At 73.0% G+C, this 17,750-nt stretch carries 18 protein-coding genes and 1 pseudogene; 5 read left to right on the forward strand and 14 right to left on the reverse strand.

Annotated elements, in window-relative coordinates; all coding sequences use genetic code 11:
- Positions 1-3: 3 nt before the first annotated feature.
- The 8 genes and pseudogenes from ACIQ5Y_RS20815 to ACIQ5Y_RS20850 form a co-directional block, all read right to left on the reverse strand.
- Entirely contained in the window at positions 4-1,032 is a 1,029-nt protein-coding gene (locus ACIQ5Y_RS20815; protein WP_403882165.1) for an aminoglycoside phosphotransferase family protein, read from the reverse strand.
- A gap of 19 nt (positions 1,033-1,051) precedes the next feature.
- Positions 1,052-2,236 (reverse strand): VWA-like domain-containing protein, encoded by a 1,185-nt coding sequence (locus tag ACIQ5Y_RS20820; RefSeq protein WP_403882168.1) that lies wholly within the window; start codon positions 2,234-2,236, stop codon positions 1,052-1,054.
- 12 nt (positions 2,237-2,248) lie between these two features.
- Entirely contained in the window at positions 2,249-3,448 is a 1,200-nt protein-coding gene (locus ACIQ5Y_RS20825) for an AAA family ATPase (protein WP_403882171.1), read from the reverse strand.
- On the reverse strand, positions 3,445-5,112 hold the full coding sequence (locus ACIQ5Y_RS20830; protein WP_403882174.1) for an ankyrin repeat domain-containing protein: 1,668 nt from the start codon (positions 5,110-5,112) through the stop codon (positions 3,445-3,447). Before ACIQ5Y_RS20830 ends, ACIQ5Y_RS20825 begins: the two co-directional genes overlap by 4 nt.
- Entirely contained in the window at positions 5,109-6,245 is a 1,137-nt protein-coding gene (locus tag ACIQ5Y_RS20835) for a gala protein (RefSeq protein ID WP_403882177.1), read from the reverse strand. The genes ACIQ5Y_RS20830 and ACIQ5Y_RS20835 overlap by 4 nt, the downstream gene beginning before the upstream one ends.
- A 73-nt stretch (positions 6,246-6,318) precedes the next feature.
- Positions 6,319-6,391, reverse strand: a pseudogene (locus ACIQ5Y_RS20840).
- 103 nt (positions 6,392-6,494) lie between these two features.
- Positions 6,495-7,037 (reverse strand): NUDIX domain-containing protein, encoded by a 543-nt coding sequence (locus tag ACIQ5Y_RS20845; protein WP_403882180.1) that lies wholly within the window; start codon positions 7,035-7,037, stop codon positions 6,495-6,497.
- A gap of 44 nt (positions 7,038-7,081) precedes the next feature.
- Entirely contained in the window at positions 7,082-7,939 is an 858-nt protein-coding gene (locus tag ACIQ5Y_RS20850) for a helix-turn-helix domain-containing protein (protein WP_403882183.1), read from the reverse strand.
- A 329-nt stretch (positions 7,940-8,268) separates the two neighbouring features.
- On the opposite strand from ACIQ5Y_RS20850, the gene ACIQ5Y_RS20855 reads away from it, so the two are divergent.
- Positions 8,269-8,658, forward strand: coding sequence for a methylglyoxal synthase (locus ACIQ5Y_RS20855; protein ID WP_403882185.1), 390 nt, complete (start codon positions 8,269-8,271; stop codon positions 8,656-8,658).
- A 137-nt stretch (positions 8,659-8,795) separates the two neighbouring features.
- On the opposite strand, the gene ACIQ5Y_RS20860 is transcribed toward ACIQ5Y_RS20855, so the two are convergent.
- Positions 8,796-9,584 (reverse strand): MBL fold metallo-hydrolase, encoded by a 789-nt coding sequence (locus ACIQ5Y_RS20860; RefSeq protein WP_403882188.1) that lies wholly within the window; start codon positions 9,582-9,584, stop codon positions 8,796-8,798.
- Positions 9,585-9,668: 84 nt separating this feature from the next.
- Here ACIQ5Y_RS20860 and ACIQ5Y_RS20865 point away from each other — a divergent pair, with 84 nt between their 5' ends.
- Positions 9,669-10,268 carry a CGNR zinc finger domain-containing protein gene (locus ACIQ5Y_RS20865; protein ID WP_403882191.1) on the forward strand — a complete coding sequence of 200 codons (600 nt, stop codon included), beginning with the start codon at positions 9,669-9,671 and terminating at the stop codon, positions 10,266-10,268.
- 65 nt (positions 10,269-10,333) lie between these two features.
- Here ACIQ5Y_RS20865 and ACIQ5Y_RS20870 read toward each other — a convergent pair whose 3' ends face one another.
- Positions 10,334-11,509, reverse strand: a complete 1,176-nt coding sequence (locus ACIQ5Y_RS20870) for a UDP-N-acetylglucosamine--N-acetylmuramyl-(pentapeptide) pyrophosphoryl-undecaprenol N-acetylglucosamine transferase (protein ID WP_403882194.1) — start codon at positions 11,507-11,509, stop codon at positions 10,334-10,336.
- Between the two features lie 59 nt (positions 11,510-11,568).
- On the reverse strand, positions 11,569-12,435 hold the full coding sequence (locus ACIQ5Y_RS20875; RefSeq protein WP_403882197.1) for an NADPH-dependent F420 reductase: 867 nt from the start codon (positions 12,433-12,435) through the stop codon (positions 11,569-11,571).
- Positions 12,436-12,458: 23 nt separating this feature from the next.
- Between ACIQ5Y_RS20875 and ACIQ5Y_RS20880 the strand changes: the two genes are divergently transcribed.
- The 3 genes from ACIQ5Y_RS20880 (at position 12,459) to ACIQ5Y_RS20890 (ending at position 14,961) form a co-directional block, all read left to right on the forward strand.
- Positions 12,459-13,853 carry a M1 family metallopeptidase gene (locus ACIQ5Y_RS20880; RefSeq protein ID WP_403882199.1) on the forward strand — a complete coding sequence of 465 codons (1,395 nt, stop codon included), beginning with the start codon at positions 12,459-12,461 and terminating at the stop codon, positions 13,851-13,853.
- A 157-nt stretch (positions 13,854-14,010) separates the two neighbouring features.
- On the forward strand, positions 14,011-14,385 hold the full coding sequence (locus tag ACIQ5Y_RS20885) for a hypothetical protein (protein ID WP_403882202.1): 375 nt from the start codon (positions 14,011-14,013) through the stop codon (positions 14,383-14,385).
- Between the two features lie 192 nt (positions 14,386-14,577).
- Positions 14,578-14,961: an ArsR/SmtB family transcription factor gene (locus ACIQ5Y_RS20890; RefSeq protein WP_403882205.1), complete on the forward strand. Its 384-nt coding sequence runs from the start codon at positions 14,578-14,580 to the stop codon at positions 14,959-14,961.
- An 18-nt stretch (positions 14,962-14,979) separates the two neighbouring features.
- On the opposite strand, the gene ACIQ5Y_RS20895 is transcribed toward ACIQ5Y_RS20890, so the two are convergent.
- The 3 genes from ACIQ5Y_RS20895 to ACIQ5Y_RS20905 all read right to left on the reverse strand — a co-directional run bounded on the left by ACIQ5Y_RS20895 (position 14,980) and on the right by ACIQ5Y_RS20905 (position 17,568).
- Positions 14,980-15,777, reverse strand: coding sequence for a hypothetical protein (locus ACIQ5Y_RS20895; protein ID WP_403882208.1), 798 nt, complete (start codon positions 15,775-15,777; stop codon positions 14,980-14,982).
- Between the two features lie 46 nt (positions 15,778-15,823).
- Positions 15,824-16,330: a DinB family protein gene (locus ACIQ5Y_RS20900; protein WP_403882211.1), complete on the reverse strand. Its 507-nt coding sequence runs from the start codon at positions 16,328-16,330 to the stop codon at positions 15,824-15,826.
- A gap of 71 nt (positions 16,331-16,401) precedes the next feature.
- Positions 16,402-17,568: a hypothetical protein gene (locus ACIQ5Y_RS20905; RefSeq protein ID WP_403882214.1), complete on the reverse strand. Its 1,167-nt coding sequence runs from the start codon at positions 17,566-17,568 to the stop codon at positions 16,402-16,404.
- Between the last annotated feature and the right edge of the window lie 182 nt (positions 17,569-17,750).

The following is a 17,750-nucleotide window of genomic DNA, read 5'->3' on the forward strand; positions in this document are numbered from 1 at the left end:
CCCCTACGGCCGCCGCGCCGGCACCGGCCGAAGTGCGGGCCAGCGGTCCAGCATCCGGTCGCGCATGGCGCCGGTGAGGCCGCTCACGCGGCCGAGGGCGCCGTGGTCCGCGGTCATCCGACCGACGACACCGAGCCGGTGGACGAGCCGTTGCCGGGCCGTCGCCGTGCCCCACTTCCAGTCCTGGTGCGGAATCCTGGCCAGGTGGTCCCTGCTTTCGCGGTGCGCCCGCTCGACCAGCGCGTCGCCGCGGAGCAGCCAGCCGGTGCACGCATCGGCGAGGTCGTCCTGGGCCTCGGAACCGGTCGCGGCGCGCCATGCCGTGCGATAGGCGCGCTCCGCCCGTTCCAGCAGGGCTTCGGATGCCGAGGTGACGCACCAGCAGGTGGGGAAGCCGATGCGCAGATAGGCCAGCTCCATCAGGCCGCTGCCCAAAGACGCCTGCTCGAAGTCGACGAATCTGATGCCCGTGGAGGTGTGGAGGTCGTTGCCGGGGCACGGGTCCCCGTGGAGCAGCGCATGGCCGCCGGCCCGGCCGAGCCGGCCCACGAGCTCGGCGAGTTCATCGGCGACCCCGGGCTCGACGGTGACCCGGAGAGCCGTGGCCAGCCCGAGGAAGGCGTCGACGTCGGCCTGGTCCGGACCCCGCCACCGGGGAAGTGCGCCGGCGTCCTGCGGACGGGCCGCGGCGTGCAGCCGCGCCAGTGCGGCCGCGTAGTCGACGATCCAGTCGGCGCCCGGGCGCCGGTGATCCAGATGTTCCAGCACCAGCACCCGCTCGGCCGGATCGGTGGCCAACAGTGCGGGCACCACCGGGGTTTGGGCCCGGGCGGCGAGCCGCAGGGCGGTCACCTCGCGGGCGTACCTCTCGTCGGCGTCGGGGCCGTCGACGATCTGCTTCACCACCGCCGAGGTCTCCGGCAGTTCGACGCGCCACACGCGCGAGCGCGGGCTGCTGCCCAGTCTGCGAGCCTGCCGGGGTGCACCCAGCTCGGCCCGTAACGCGTCCCCGAACGTCAGTCGTGACCACATGGGCCCATCCTGACACCGCTCACCCGGCGAGGTCGACGAGTACCGCCTCCACCCAGGCCGGGGGCGTCGGCGGGTCCTCGCCGACCAGCGCGGCGATCAGCCGGCAGGACAGCGTCTCGTCCGGCCAGGGCGTGTACCCGTCGGTCAGTACGATCACGACGTTCGGCCGGTCCGGCAGGGCCAGCGCCGCGGCGATGCCGACCCGCATGTCCGTGCCCCCGCCCCCGGCCAGGGTCACCTCGCCGGCGCTGCGGACCCGGGTCACGGCGTGCACGTCGGCGTCGCAGGCGAGGACCGCGACCCGGTTGCCGCCCACACCCACCTCCCGCAGGACGCCGGTGACTTCGGCGAGCGCGGCCGCGAGGTCGTCGGGGCCCATCGATCCCGAGGTGTCGATGACGATGGCCACCCGGGGCAGCGGCCTGCGCAGGCTGGGCAGCACCACCCGGCCGCCGAGCGCGGGAGTGCGGCGCGAGGGGCGCCGGTACGTGTAGTCCACCGCGCCCGCCGCCCAGGCGGCGGCCTCGCGGACCGCCCCGGAGAGGACCTCGCGCCAGTCCACGGTGGGCTCCAGCAGCTCCTCCGCCCACCGGGCCCAGCCCTCGGGGACCGTGCCCCGGGTGCGCTGGTGGGCCCGTACGGCCTGGGCGGTCTGCCGACGCAGCGCCTCCGCCTCCACCGAGCCGACCCGGGCGGGGCCACCGTCCTCGCCCAGCTCCCAGGGTCCTGGCACGCCGTGCGCGCCGGAGCCGCAGTCCGGCCCGTGCGGTGTCGGCGGGATCGCCGGCAGGTAGCTCTCGAACATGCCGCCCGTGGGCAGGCCGTAGTGCCTGGGCTCCACCCGGCCCTCGGGCAGCGCCAGCCCGTCGGCGAGCAGGTCGTCGTTGATCTCGCAGTCCTGCGCGATGTTGACCCGGACCCGATCGCGCTGGTCGGCGGCCGGCAGCCGCTCGGCGCGGCCGTGGTGGTCGCGCAGCAGGTGCGCCACCTCGTGGATCCACACCCCGGCCAGTTCGACGACCGGGGTCGCCTCGACGAAGGCGGGCGAGACGTAGCAGCGCCAGTGCCGGTCGACGCCCATGGTGCGCACCCCGTCCGAGGGGACCACGGTCAGCGCGTACAGCGCGGAAGCGAGGTACGGGCGGGATTCGGCGGCCTTGTAACGGGCCGCCAGCAGCTTCGCGCGGTCCAGCTCCGGGCGCACGGCGGGCCCGGCTCAGTCGCCGCCCGGCAGGGAGCCGGACAGCTGGAGCAGTTCCACGAAGGCGTCGATCCCGGGCGGCACCGGCCAGTCGAGGTCGCGCATCGCCGCGAGGTCGGCGGCGGCGCGGGCGGCGACATCGGGCACGCCCGCGTCCACGGCCTTGGCCAGCACCGCCCAGCCCGCCTCCCAGCGGGGGCGCGTCAGCTCGCTCTGCACGGCGGCGACCACGGCGATCAGGAAGGCCAGCTGCCGGTCGCCGCGCTCGGGCAGGGCGAAGGCGTCCGGGTCGGCCAGGACCCGGTCCGGGTCGGGCAGGTCGAGGTGCTCCAGGTACGAGAGCAGCTCGATCCCCGCGGCTTCACCGACGGCCCCGGTGAGCGCGGCGGCGAGGGCCTCCCGGCCCACCCCGGCCGCGTAGCCAGTGGCCAGCAGCCGCAGGGCCATCTCCCAGGTGCGGGGGGAGGGCCAGCCGCGGCCCCGCCCGGCGGCCTCGGCCGGCATGTGGTGGACCAGACCCGGCCGGGCGGTGAGGAAGCCGGAGACGACGCCTCGGGCCCGGGCGACCGCACCCGGGGCCTTGGCGGGATCCACGGCGGGGATCGCCACCTCGGGCCAGGTGCCGGCCATGCCGCGGGCCACCGTGCGCGGGTCGTGCGTCCAGTCGAGGTGGACGAAGCGGTTGGCGAGCGGAGGGCTGAGGTGCCAGCCGTCGGCGGCGCTGGCGGGCGGGTTGGCCGCGGCGACGATCCGTACCGCCGCCGGGAGTTCGAGGCTGCCGACCCGGCGCTCCAGGACCACGCGCAGCAGGGCCGCCTGCACGGCCGGCGGGGCGGAGGACAACTCGTCGAAGAACAGCAGCCCGTGGCCGGTACGGGCGAGGCGCACCGCCCAGTCCGGCGGGGCCATGGGGACACCGGTGGTGGCGGGGTCCTCGCCGACGATGGGCAGTCCGGAGAAGTCGGAGGGCTCGTGGACGCTGGCGATCACGGTCTCCAGCCGCACGCCGAGCGCGCCGGCGAGCTGCTCCATGCCGGCGGACTTGCCGATACCGGGCTCGCCCCACAGGAGGACGGGCTGATTGGCCGTCACGGCCAGGGCCAGTGCCTCCAGTTGGGGGTTGGTGGCGGGCTCGGTGCGGGTGGCGCCGAGCCGGGCCCCCAGGGCGTCGGCGGCGGCCAGGGCGCGTGAGGGCTGGGGCTGGGTCGCACTCATGCGTCGTCCTCGTCCTCGTCCTCGTCGCGGTATTCCATGTGCTCGTCGAACCAGTCGGCGCCGATGCCCGGGTACTCCTCGTCGACGCGCTCCTGCAGGAAGGCGAGGTCCTTGCGCTTGTAGCGGCGGATCTCCTGGGACAGCGAGAGTTCCATCTCTTCGGTGACGTCGATGCGGGAGCCGGCCTCGACCAGGGCCCGGACCAGAGCCGCGGAACCGCCCCAGTGCACCGCGGACAACAGCGGCGTCCGCCTGTTCTTGTCCCGGGCCTCCAGGTCGAGCCCGGCCGCCAGCAGCCGGGGCAGGAGCACCTCGTGGTCGAGCAGGTGGAGGGAGTGCAGCAGGCCGCGGCCGCGCGCGTCCCGGATCCGGGGGTCCATGCCCGCGTCCAGCAGGGCCGTCACGCCGGGGGTGTCGCCGTGCTGGACGCGCAGGAAGAGTTCACGCCGCTGGGCCTGGAGGGCCCGGGGCAGCCGTCCCTCGCCCGTGGTCCAGCTCTGTTGCACGGCGAAGCATCCGGAGACCGCGCCGCCGAACGCCCGCATGGCGCGCTCGCGTTGCTGCTCCTCCGGGGTGTGCGGCACGTCGAGCACGCCGTCGCGCGAGCGCACCTCGTGCCAGCCGCCGTGACAGCGCACCCGCACCGGACCGCCCGCGTCGGGGCCGGTCGGGGCCTCGGCGGGTCCGGCGTCGGGGAACAGCGCGGCGGCCACCAGCGGGTGAAGTTCGTGCGGGGCGACCCGGCCGGTGCGTACCAGCGCGAGGTCGGGGAGCGTCTGGTAGGCGTGTCGCGGCATGGGCGGGACGGCGAGTCCGTCGTTCCGGCCGATGAGGCGGGCCCGGAGCCTGTCGGGACCGGCGTGTTCCAGCAGGAGGTGGCAGTACCAGCCGGCCCAGACCCGGTACCGGCCGCCCGCTCCGGCCGCCACCAGGCGCGTCACTTCCGGCGCGAGCCGGGAGAGGTCGACCGCCACCCGCCCGAGGGTGGTCTTCGCGTCCGTCGGGCTCCCGTACGGTGGGGCCGAAGGGTCGGTCAGATCGCACTCGATGCCCGCGGCCGCGTAGGCGGCGAGGGTCTCCCCGTCGGCACGCAGGCGGGCGATCCGCTCGGCGAGGCCCTCGGGAACGGCGAGGTGCGTGCCCAGCTCGGACGCGAACCGGGCGTCCCAGAACGGCCGGACCGCGTCCCAGTGCTCCCGGACGAAGCCCTCCCCCGTGTACGCGTTGCGCCTCTCGGCGACGAGCGGTTCGCAGTGCAGGCGCAGCCGCTGCGAGCCCTCGGTCAAGAGGGGGGTGGTGACCGACAGGGTCGGGCCGTCCGGGCCGCCGTAGGAGGCGAGCACGATGCGCAGGCCGGTGGTGAGGGTGGTGCGGCCGCCCAGGTACCGGGGCAGGTGCCAGCGCAGCAGGTCCGGGGCGAAGTGCCGCAGGTCCTCGGCGACCGCCTCGGCGACGGCGGCGCCGTGGCGGGCCTCCAGCTCGGCCGGCTCGAAAAGGACGTCCACGGCGGCGGCCGCGCAGGCGGCCCGCCAGTCGCCGGCCAGCCGGTGTGCGGTGGCCTGCTCGATCATCCAGCCGGGCACGGCGTAGCGGCGGATCCGCTGCCATGTCGAGCCGTCTTCCCATTCGGAGTCGCCGGACGGTTCTGTCTGCTCGAAGTTCACCGGTACACGCTGCCGATCGCGCGCAGGTCCGGGTGGGCGGCCCGGGCGGGGCGGAGCCGTTCGGTGAAGGAGCGCTTCACGCGGCGGGGCAGGCCGGGCCCGAGGCCGACGTACTCCAGGGGGCTGTCGGTGGGCACCGCGGCGAGCAGGCTCTTCGCGCCGCGTCCGGTGAGGCCGGTGTGGCGCAGTTCCAGGCGGCGCAGGGGACTGCCCGGGAGGGCGGCGGCCAAGGCGTACGCCCCTTCGTCTCCGGGCTCGTTGCCCGGGGCCCCGAGGCTGCGCTCGGACATGGTCCGACCGAGGTCGAGGGCTTCGATGCCGCCGAGCGAGGCGGCCAGGGAGCGCGCTCCGGCGGCGCCGATGCCGTTGCCGCCGAGCCCGAGGCGGACCGGGTGGGCGGAGTCCTCCGCGGCGGAGGCGAGGACCGCGGCGCCCTCGTCGCCGAGGTGGTTGGCCGGGACGTACAGCTCGCGCACGCCGGCCTCCCGGATCAGGGCGGCGAGCAGCGGGGCGGCGTCGGGGCCGAGGCCGTTGCCGCCGAGGAAGAGCCGTTCCAGGGGCTGCCCGCGGTCCAGCAGGGCGTCGAGCAGGAGGCGTACGCCTTCGGTGCCGATCCCGGTGTTGACCAGGTCGAGCGTGCGCAGCGCGGTGTTGCGGCGCAGCAGCGCGGCCAGGGTGCGGGCGCCGTCCCCGAGGAGCGGGTTGCGCTTGAGCCAGAGGGCACGGACGGTGGTGTCGTCGGCGAGGGCCTCGGAGAGGGCGTCCACCCCGTCGGGGCCGATCCGGTTGCAGCCGAGGTACAGGGTGTGCAGACCGTGGCCGGGGGTGAGGGTTCCGGCCAGGGTGCGGGCGCCCGCGTCGCCGATGGCGTTGGTCCCGAGCAGCAGGTGGGTGGCGTGAGCGGAGGCGGCCGCGGCCGGCAGCAGCCGGGCCGCGCCTTCGGCTCCGAGCCCCTGCTTGCAGAGGTCGACGCGGCCGTCGGTGCGCAGCGTGCCGAGCGGGAAGGTCTCGTCGGTCTCGACGGGCCGGTCCGCCGCGAGTCGGGCGAGCAGCGGGTCGAGGCCGGCCGGGTCGGCCGGTGGCATGTCGGGGTGCTCGATCGCGGGGCAACGTACGGGTGTCGGCTGTGTCATCACCACTCCACCGGTTCCTTCGCCGGTGCCCGGCGTCCAACACGACTTGAGACCAGAACTGCACAAGTAGACGCAAGACCGGTCGGATTCGAACCGACGTCCTCCAGCTCGATGCGTGGGCGCGACGACCTCTGCGCTACGGCCTTGCTGTCGGAGATCATACCCACCCGTCGGCCGAAAACCGATCACCAGTTTGAGCTGCTGCGTTCGCTCGGGGGCGCGTCGGGTTCACCGCCGGGCGGGGAGGGGTCAGACCCACGTGTAGTTCTCGTCGGTGACGGCGTCCAGGGCGGCGTCGGCGACGGTCGCGCGGGGGTTGCCCAGGGCGGCGAGGGCCGGACCGATGGGCGGGAAGATCGGCAGCTCGGCGGTCTCGCGGTAGTCGATCCACTCGATGACGCCTACCTCGTGGCCGCCGTCGGGGAGTTCGTCCAGTTCCCGCTCGGCCAGGCCCGCGCGGACCTCGGGGGAGATGTGCAGGCGGTAGATCAGGTGGAGCTTGCGCGGCGGCGGGGTGGGGCCCGGGCGGCTGACCCGCTGGTCGACGACCCACAAGAGGTCACCGCCGTCGGCCCGGTCCACATCGAGGTCGAGTTCCTCGGCGAGTTCGCGGCGCAGGGCATCCCGGAAGTCCTCGCCGTCCTCGACGTTGCCGCCGGGCGGGGAGTAGTGCGTGGAGTCGGCCCGGTCGCGGCGGATGAGGGCGACGTCGTCGCCGCAGAAGACGAGGGCGCCGGCGCGGACCTTGAACCGGGAGAACGGGGCCGCCGGTTCATCGGGTGTGTTCGTCATGGCGGCCAGTATCACCGGCCGCCGCCCTTCGCCGGACAGGATTTTCACACGGGGGCACTCGCCTTCTCCGTGGCGCCCGGCTCCGACTGCCAGTCGATCAGGCCGGTCGCGGGCAATTGGGTGGGAGTGACCCCGGTGAGCTTCTTGAAGACGTGGTTGTAATGTGCCTGGTCATGGAAACCGGCCCGAATCGCCACCTGGCCGAGTGGAATTCCCTGACGTTGCAATTGTAGGGCCCGGGTGAATCGCAGAGTGCGGGCGATCGCACCCGGCGGATGTCCTATCTGCTCCTTGAATTTCCGTTCCAGCTGCCGGGTGCTGCACAAGGCGTCGGCCGCCAGTCGGCCCACGTCGATTCTTCCCCTGGTCCGGTGCAATTGCCGCCACGCGGTCATCACCTCAGGCGCGACCCGTGGAGCCCGGAGGTCTCGGAGCAGCCTCAGCAGAGCGGCCTCCAGGAGCCCCGCCCGGTCGCCGGTCGCGGCGTCCTCCAACCTGCGGGGCAGGTCGCGCAGCGAGCGCGGGAGCAGGTCGGCCGGATCGAAATCGGGGTGCCGCCACTCGGACATGGGGATCCCGAACAGCTGGTACGCCCCCATCGGCCGCATCCGGACCACGACTCCGTGGACGCCGCCTTCGTGTCGCGCCCGGACGGCGACCGTGGCCGGCAGGTCGACCCGGGACGGTGAGGCGCTGTACTCCCGGTCGCCCGCCATGCTCAGCGTCCGCACGGGGTGCCCGAATCCGAAATTGACGGACGCCACCGTGTTGGGAACGACCAGGCGGGTGCGGACCGGGCCTCTCGGGTATTGATAGTCGGACAACCCGCACACCCATTCACCAAGGCCCGTCGCGAAGTTTTCCGCGCGTCCGGACGAAAACCTGGACGGTCCCGGTGTCATGGGGCTCCTTCACCGCGAGAGGAGTATGCGAGGAGGTGGATCCTGTGGAAGATCACCGGCGCATGATGCCTCAGGGAATCGACGGCCCAACAGTTGATCATCGGCCAAGCCGATGTCGCCCAATGGCCGGATCAAGCCCTCCGGAAGCCTTCTCGGAGTTCGGGAGCGCAATCCGGAGTTCGGTGATCCAGAACGTGTTGTGAACGTACAATGCGGTGTCCCGTCCGCCATCCGGGAATTCCGTCCGCCCGCCATCCCGCTCCCGATCCGACGTGCGATCATATTCCGTCCGAATGGCGGCGTTTGTTCCCTCGGGTTACGGTCGATCGATGATCGCTCTAGTCGCACACGACGAACGGAAGTCCGATCTGCTGGACTGGGTCCGTGCCAACCACGAGCAGGTGGTGAGGCACGGTCTGGTGGCCACCCGGTCGACCGCCGGACTGCTCAGACGGGAACTCGGCCTGACCGTGCGGGCGGTGGAGTCCGGGCCGCACGGAGGCGACCAGCAGATCGGCTCGATGGTGATCGGGGGAGAGGTCACCTCCCTCGTGTTCTTCTGGGACCCGCTGTGGGCCGCCCCGCACGCCCATGACGTCCTGGCCCTGGTCCGCGTCGCCGTCCTGCACGACATCCCCGTCGCGCTGAACCCGGCGAGCGCCCTGGCGATGTCCCGGGACGGATTCACCCTGGAGCGCACGGCGACGGGAGCGCGCTGAGCGTTGTCCGGCTCCCCGGCTCCCCGGCTCCCCGGCTCCCCGGCTCCCCGGCTCCCCTGTTCCCCGGCTCCCCGGCTCCCCGGTTCCCCGGCTCCCCGGTTCCCCGGCTCCCCTGTTCCCCGGCCTCGGTCGAGCGGTCAGCCCCGGTCGCCCAGGTCCAGCCGGTCGAGCAGCCCGGAGGCGGCGAAGGCGGCGACCAGTTCGTCGCGTCCTTCGGTGAAGTGCCCCCAGCTGTCGTAGTGGACGGGAACCACCCGGCGCGCACCGAGGATCCCGGCGGCGTCCGCCGCCTGCGCGCTGTCGAGGACGATCGGCGCACCGTCGAAGAGCTGGGTGAAGCGAGGGGCCCCCGCGAACAGGATGGCGGTGTCCACCGGGCCGAACCGTTCGGCGATCTCCGCGACCAGGCCGAGGGAGGCGTTGTCGCCGCTGACGTAGACGGTCGGCAGGTCCTGCCCGGTCAGCACGAATCCGACGACCTGTCCGGTGAACGGTTCGACCTCCTCGCGCGTGCCGGGCCCGTGGAGGGCGGGCACGGCCGTGACCGTGACCGTGCCGCCGCCGGGGCGGTCGAGGTCGACCGTCTCCCAGTCGGCGAGCCCCCTGGCCCCTGCCCCCAGTCGCTTTCCGCCCCCGGGCGTGGTCAGGGTCAGGGGGACGCCGGCGAGCAGCGCCCGGCCCGACTCGTCGAGGTTGTCGGGGTGTTCGTCGTGGGAGAGCAGGACCACGTCTATGCGGCCGAGGTCGGCGGGCGTGGCCGAAGCGGGGGCCGTCTTGGTCAGCAGGCCGCCGGGCACGGGGTACTCGCGCGGAGCGTCGAAGGTGGGATCGGTCAGGAACCGCAAGCCCCCGTATTCGAAGAGGGCGGTCGGGCCCCCGAAAACGCGGACGGGGATCTGCTCAACGGGCGTGCCGGTGTCAGCCATCAGAACCTCACGGATGCGTGGTGGGTTATCCGTGATGATCGTAGAGGTGTGTCATGGATGGACGCAATGCCTACCATGAGAACCATGAGTGAGATCCCGGCCGTCGAATCCGTGCCATCGCCCGCGCCGGGGGCGCAGGACCACCTCGCCCTCGACTTCGTCAACAGCGCCATCGCGCTGCCCGGAGGGCAGTTCGTCGATTTCCTCGGCACGCCCGAGAGCGCGAACCGGTGGCTCACCGGACACGGCCTCGCGCCGGCCGACGCGGGGGTCCGGGAGATGTGCGCGGCGCAGCTGCGCTCGATGCGCGAGCACCTCAGGGCGCTGTTCGCCGCCCGCGTCGAGGGGCTACCCGCCCTGCCCGCGGCGCTGTCCGCCGTCAACGACGCGATGAGCAAGGCCCCCACGGCCGCCCTGCTGTACTGGGACGAGAAGAACGGCCCCTACCGCGCGGCGCCCTGCCCCACCAACGAGATCCTCGACCGCGCCCTCGCGACCCTCGCGGCCGACGCGGCCGATCTCCTCACCGGCCCCGATGCCGACCGCCTCACCGGCTGCCGGTCGAGTCCCTGCAACCGCTACCTGCTGCGCAACGGCCGCCGCCACTGGTGCTCCACCCGCTGTGGCGACCGGGCTCGGGCCGCCCGCTCCTACGCCCGGCGTACGCAGCCGAAAACGGACTGACGAAGCCGGGAAACGACGAACCCGTGCTCCGGACGGTGATGCCGTCCGGAGCACGGGTTCGGTTGTCAGCCGGTCGCCGCCGCCAGGAGTACGTCGACGAGCCTGTCCGCGGCGTCGGGCCTTCCGTACGCCCGGGCCCGCTCCGCCATCGCCGACCGCAGGGCGGGGTCGGTCAGCAGCGGGCCGACGGCGCTCTGCAGGGTCTGCGGGGTGACCTCGCCGAGCAGGGCGACGGCCGCCCCCGCGTCCGCGAGGTACTGGGCGTTGTGCGCCTGCTCGTTCCCGGCCGACGTGGCGAGCGGTACGAACACTGCGGGCTTGCCCAGCGCGGTCAGTTCGGCCAGCGTGCCGGCCCCGCTGCGGGACACCACGACGTCCGCCAGGGCCAGGACGTCGGGCAGCTCCGCCCCGACGAACCCGGTGAGGTGGTACCGGGAGGCGAGGACCGGGTCGAGGGTCGAGCCGGCGGCACGCAGCTCGTCCACGTTCGCGGGGCCGCACTGGTGGATCACGTTCGCGTGGCTCAGCAGCCACGGCAGCACGTCCCGGACCATGCCGTTGATCTGCTGGGCGCCCTGGGCCCCGCCGGTGACGTAGACCGTGGGCAGGCGCCGGTCGAACCCGGTGAGGTTCAACGCCTGCAGTGCCTTCTCGCCGTGGCCGGTGAGGACCTCCGGCCGGACCGGATTGCCGGTGACGACGGCCCGGTCGCGGACCTCGGCGGGCAGCAGGGGCAGCGAGGACTCCGAGGACACCGCGATCCGCGTGGCCGAACCGGCGAGCTTCCGGTTGGCCAGCCCCAGCCGGACGGTCTGCTCGTGCAGGACCAGCGGGCGCCGGCACAGCCGCGCGGCCAGACCGGCCGGCACCGCGACGTACCCGCCCGTCGCGAGGACGACGTCCGGCTGGAACTCGGACACGATGGCGCGGGCCTGGGCCACCCCGAGCGGCACCTTGGCCATGTCCTTCACGTTCGCCGCCGACAGCATCTTGAGCGGGTTCGCCGAACGGCGGATCTTCCCCGTGGCGACCGTCTTGAAGGCGATGCCCTCCGCCGGGGCGACGCGCGCCTCCAGGCCGTCGGCGGTCCCGATCCACAGGACGTCGAGCGCGCCGCCCGCGGCGGCGAGGCGGCCCTGCAGCGTACGGATCGCGGTGAGGGCCGGGTAGGTGTGCCCACCCGTCCCTCCACCCGTGACGAGCAGCCGGAACGAATGCGGGAGCGCGGAGGAAGTGTTCATTCCGTGCACCCTACTTCCTGTACGCGTCCTCCATTCGGCCGCCCGCGGTCAGGCGCGGGTCAGCCGCCGGTCGGGCGGACCGCCTTGGCCAGCGCGGCGCGCAGGGCGTCCTCGTTCGCGACCGCACCCGGGTCCGCGGGGTCGATGCCCGGTCCGTCGGTGATGCTCATGTACGGGAGGGCATAGGCGGGTGTGTCCCTCTGGAACCGCCAGCTGTCGGCCAGGGCCCCCGCGTCCACCGGGTCGAATCCGAGCAGGTCCACGAGGTCGGCCGCGGACCGCTTCGCCGCCGCGTCATCGCCGGCGAGGAGCAGCGCCGAGCGGTCGGCGGCCCCCGCGGGGCGGGCGAGGCCGCTCAGGTGCTTGAAGAAGATGTTGTTGAACACCTTGACCACATGGGCCCCGGCCAGGTGCTCCTGAACCAGCTCGCTGGTGGTGGTCTCCTCCGCCTCCAGGGCCGGGAAGAGGCCGTCGCGCTCCGGGTAGTAGTTCATCGTGTCGAGTACGACCTTCCCGGCGAGCCCCGCCGCCGGAAGGTCCCGGTACTTCCCGAGCGGAATGGTCACCACCACCCAGTCGCCCGCTGCCGCCGCCTCCGCGGATGTGGCCGCCCGGGCCCGGGGGCCGAGCTCGGAGACCAGGCCGCCGAGCGACTCCGGTCCCCGGGAATTGCTCAGCACCACGTCGAGCCCGGCGTCCACGGCCAGCCGTGCGAGGGTGCCACCGATGTTTCCGCTGCCGATCAGTCCAAGGGTTGCCATACCCACCTCAATGCACTCGCGCCGCCGGCTATTCCGCCCCGCGGGGCCCGGCCTCCGCGTACGGCGTACTCCATGAACTCGCCTACAAATCACGCGAGTTGAGACGTCACGGGGGTATGGGCAAGACCGCGACGGTCCCGTAGCGTCTGCGGCGCGCATGCCCATCACCACGACCTCGGGGGCGGACCATGAAACGGACCGGGCGCGGATTCGCGGCCCTGGTGCTCTCGGCACTCCTCGCGGGGACCGGGCTCGGCGTCCCGGCCTCCGCGGCGGCCGTGACCGGTGCCGGCGACGGGGGCGCCGCGCCCTCCCGGCCCTCGTACGGCGCGGACCTGCGCGCCGACGCCACCGGCGGCCGGTGGACCGGCCGCGAGACGGTCACCTTCGGCAACCGTTCCGCCGAGCCGCTGCGCGAGGTCTACATCCGCCTCTGGGGCAACGGCACCGACGGCTGTGGCATCCCGGGGAAACCCTCCCCGGTCCGGATCGACCGGGTGACCGGAGGCACCGCGGACGCCCCGTCGGTCGGATGCACGGCGGTACGGATCGCGCTGCCCGCCCCGCTGCCGCCCGGCGGCCGGGCCACGGTCGGCTTCGACGTATCGATCACCGTCCCCGACCGGCTGCACCGCTTCGGACGCGACGGAGACCACCGCTACCTCGGCAACGCCCTGCCCGTGCTGGCCGTCCGGGACGCCCAGGGCTGGCACCTGGACCCCCACGTCGACCGGGGTGAGAGCTACTACACGCTGGCCTCCGACTTCCGGGTGACCCTCGACCACCCGACCGGGCTGAGGGTCCCGGCGACCGGCACCACCACCACCCGGCCGGGCGCCCCCGGCCGCAGCGTCACCACCAGCACGGCGCGACAGGTGCGGGACTTCGCGTGGGCGGCCGGCCCGTTCCGCAGCGGTACGGCCACGTCGCCGGGCGGCGTCACCGTGCGCGCGTACTGGACGGACGGCACCCCGGACGCGTGGGTGGAGACCGCCCGCGCCGAGGCGCTCCGCGCCATCGACGACCTCGGGAAGCGCTTCGGCCGCTACCCCTACCGCGAGGTCGACGTGGTCCTGAGCGACCGCTTCGCACCCATCGGCAGCATGGAGTTCCCCGGCCTGGTCCTGGTCTGGGCGGACGAGTGGGGTGGCGCCGTCGTCCACGAGCTGGCCCACCAGTGGTGGTACGGGATCGTCGGCAACGACGAGTACGCCTCGCCCTGGCTGGACGAGTCCTTCGCCGTGTACTCCGGCGACCTGCTCGTGGGCGACGACGGCGCGTACTGCGCGGAGTTCGTCAGGTGGGAGAACGACACCCAGGCCGTCACCAACTCCAGCGGCTACTGGGACGCCTACGGCCCCGGCTGGAGCCGCTTCGTCTACACCAACGGCGCGTGCGTGCTGCACGACCTGGAGAAGGTGCTGGGCTCCCGGGCGATGGCCGCCATGCTGAGGGAATACGTGCGCGACCACTGGTACGGGGTCTCCACGACCGCCGCCTTCCAGCGCGCGGCGCAGGCGGCGACGACCACCGACCTCACCTCCTTCTGGCGCGAGCACCGCGTTCGCACGGCGACCTCGTGAAGCGCGGCGGCGCATTCTAGGGTGCGGCGATCGTTTTCCGCCGAATACCCGGTGTTCCCAGTCCTCCTGACGCCCAGTGGGTAGCGTCTGCGGTCATCACCCGGCGAGACGTTTCGAACCCCGCCGGGGCCGTCGAGAGTCGAGGGAGCGAGTACTGATGGTGAGCGTGGAGACGTCTCTGAAGGAGGCGATGACCTCGATCGAGGGGAGCGTGGGGGCCGCGCTGGTCGATTACACGAGCGGCATGGCCCTCGGAATGCTGGGCGGGGGCAAGGACCTCAATCTGGAGGTGGCCGCCGCCGGTAACACCGACGTGATCAGGGCGAAGACCCGCACGATGGAGATGCTGGGCATCAAGGAGGACATCGAGGACGTACTCATCACCCTCGGGACCCAGTACCACCTCATCCGGCTGATCAAGAGCCGAGGGGGCAACGGCCTGTTCCTGTACATCGTCCTGGACAAGGCCAGGGCGAACCTGGCCATGGCGAGGCACCAGCTCAAGCGCATCGAGGCGGAGCTGGAGCTCTAACCGTTCGTCCCGCATCCCGGCTTCGCACGCCCAAGAGTTGAAAGAATCTTCAACTCGGCACATCTGAAAGTGATCAGCCGCGAGTGGGCCGGGGCCGGGAAGCGGGAGGATGGACGGAGCTGGACGTCGCCGGTCCGGCAGGGCTGGCCGCTGGACCGTGGAATGGTCGAACCCGGGTGGGAGTGTTGTCGCATGCAGGTGCCGCTGTACCAGGCCAAAGCGGAGTTCTTCCGCATGCTCGGACATCCCGTTCGGATCCGCGTACTGGAACTGCTTCAGAACGGCCCTGTCCCCGTGCGTGAACTGCTGAACGAGATCGAGATCGAACCGTCCAACCTCTCCCAACAGCTCGCGGTACTGCGCCGGTCCGGCATCGTGGTCTCCATCCGCGACGGTTCCACGGTCAGCTACGCCCTGGCCGGCGGCGACGTGGCGGAACTGCTGCGGGCCGCACGGCGCATCCTCACGGAGCTGCTGGCGGGGCAGAGCGAACTCCTCGCCGAACTGCGCCACGCGGACACCTCGGTGCACACGTCGGTGCACACTTCGGTGCACACGGGACCGCCCACGCTGTGACGGAGTCCGTCTCCGGGATCAGACGGCGATGACAGGCCGGATGGAGAAGGAGTCGTACAGGTCCTCGCCGTCCGGCCCGTACACGAACTCGGCGACGAAGGGGTTGCGGTTGGCCGTTGCCAGCGGCAGCCAGCCCAGCAGGTTGCCGTAGCCGCCGCAGACCGACTCGCCGCCGTCGCCGCCGTGCACCGCGGTGACGTCGCTCGTCAGCTCCGTCCGGTACGTGTCGTAGGCGATGTGCAGGCCCAAGGCGTTCAAGCCGTGCTGCGGGCCGGCGGGATCGTTGTACGGGATCCGGTCGAGCGGGCAGTCGCCGCCCCATCGGAACAGGGTGCTCGCACCGGCTCCGCAGGCGTGCTCCCATTCGTCGGAACTCGGCATCCGCAGACCGCGGGACGCCAGCACGGCAGGCATGTCGGCGGGCGCCTCGGTCAGGTTCTCGTCCTCCACCGCCATGAGCACGGTCTCCAGGGTGACGCGCCGGCGCGGGCTCAGGACATGCGCGAGGTACTCGCGCAGATCGAGGCCGTACCCGTAGCCCTCCTCCTGGCTCTCCAGGTAGTCGGCCGCCTGCTCGGGCGTCGGCTGCCAGGAGCCGAGGTCGAACCCCAGCGTCACGGCCCCGCCCGGCACGAGGGCGAACTCCTGGGCATCCCGCTCGATCCGCGCACGGTGCATCCGGGCACCGAGGTGTTCGACCGCCTCCACGGCGACCAGACGGCCACCCGCGGCATCGGCCGCCTGCTGGGCGACGTGGCGGGCCGTCGCCGGGTCGAACGACTGCCACTGGTCAAACGTGAGGTCGGAGAGAGACATGGGCCGCAGTCTTCCACGAGGGACCGACAGCGCCCGCACCGGCCGGCTACTCGCCGACGGCCCCGTCGACGGCTTCGCGCAGCAGGTCTGCGTGGCCGTTGTGCCGCGCGTACTCCTCGATCATGTGGGTGAGGACGTAGCGGAGCGAGATCGTCTCGCCGCGGAAGTCGACGGTGTCGTCGAGCGAGTCGACGGAGTCGGTGACGGCGCGGGCGAGCGCGCACTCCTCGCGCCACGTCTCGAAGGCCTCGTCGACGTCGGCGTCCTCGACGTGGAACTCGGCGAACGTGCCGTCGACCTTCCCGGGCCAAGGCGCCTTGACGTCCTCGGAGTTCATGACGAAGCGGAACCAGCTCCGCTCGACCGACGCCGCGTGCCGCACCAGTCCGAGGAGCGTGAGCCCCGAGGTCGGGATCGCCTTCCGCTTCAACTGTTCGCCGGTCAGGCCGGCGCACTTCAGGGCCAGGGTCGCCCGCTGATAGTCGAGGAACGAGGTGAGCGACGCACGGTCGTCGGCCACCTTCGAGGGATGTATGCGCGGTTCGTCGTTCATCGAACGATCATGGCACGGCGTGGCGGCGCACGGGTGGGGCTCTCGCGCGTGATCAGCGCTCCGTGCTGTGATCACTGCCCCGCGGTGAGCGCCCCCGGCCTCGTGCGCAGGAGCTCCAGTCGGCGCCGTACGGCCTCCGTGGCCCCCGGCCGCTGCCCTGGCACGCGGCACCTCAGGGAGACCAGGTTCGGCCCGAGCTCCCGGGCCCGATGCGGATCCCGGAGCTGCTGCCACTGGTGGTGCGCGCGGTCCACGGCCGCCTGGACGCCTACGCTGTCCGGGGCCTCGTGGCGGGCGAGGCGGGCATCGGCGGCCGCCATCCACAGCTCGCAGCTTCCTCCCGAGTCACCGGCGACATGAGCCAGATCGGCCCGCACCTCCAGCCAGTGGACGGCCTGGACGGACCCCGCGCCGTGGCTCCGCACGGCCCAGCCCTCCCACCGCACGGCGAGCGCCGCGGCCTCGCCGTGGCGCCCGGCGTGCGCGATGGCGAGGATCGCGGGCAGCGGGTCCCCGGCCGTCACCGCCGGAGCAGTCACTGCCGGAGACATCGCCGCGGGAACCGGTGCCGGGTGCGCCGGGACGGGTGTCGGCGCGGCGTCCACCGTGAGGAGGAGCGCCCCGTCGTGGCCGGCCTGGGCGGCGGCCCTGGCGTGGAGCTCGCCCGGCGGCGGGTTCAGTCCGCTGCGCCAGATGGTGGCCACGGCCTGGAGGTAGGAGGGTTCGGCGGCCGGCCGGTTGCGGGCCGGCGGCGGTGCCACACGGCCGTAGAGGGAGATCCCGTGCCCGAGCGTGAGACCGTACGCGCTGATCTGCTGCCAGGCGTCCGCGGCGGCGACCAGGTCGACGATCACCCTCGTCGAGTCGGGCCGCCGCGGCTTCAGTTCGCCGACCAGCCAGTCCCACGGCAGCCCCGAGTACCGCAGGGTCGGGGGAGTGGACCGGGCCAGGGCGAGGTGCAGGCGGCGTTGCCGCGCGTCGAGTTGGAGCTGCCCGGTGATGACGAGGCTCAGCGGGCCCGGGGCCGCGGCGGCGGCGCGTACGCGGGTGAGCACGGTCTGCTGGTCCATCGGGTCGGCGAGCTCGACGATCGTGCCGGCCGGCGTTCCGGTGAGCGTGCTGGGTGGGACGGCCGCGAGCGTGGGCAGGACGCCGGTGGCGTTGATGAGCCGGCTCCTGCCCGTCGGCGCGGCCGCGAGGAGCAGTGCGGTCCCCGCCGTGTTCTCGCCTCTGATCACACGAGCACCGTACGCTCTCCCGCCCCGGCGCGCCCCGGCCGGGACCGGTGAAGTGCCCTGCCGACCTGGGCCGGTGCCGGTCCTCACCCGCACCGTCGGAGCGGGGACGATCCCCACGGAGCGCCGGAATCATTCGCACGTTCGTGCGGACTTGGCTTCCCTGTCGGATTTTCCGACGGTGC

Source organism: Streptomyces sp. NPDC096339, assembly GCF_044762985.1.
In the GTDB taxonomy this organism is placed as follows: domain Bacteria; phylum Actinomycetota; class Actinomycetes; order Streptomycetales; family Streptomycetaceae; genus Streptomyces.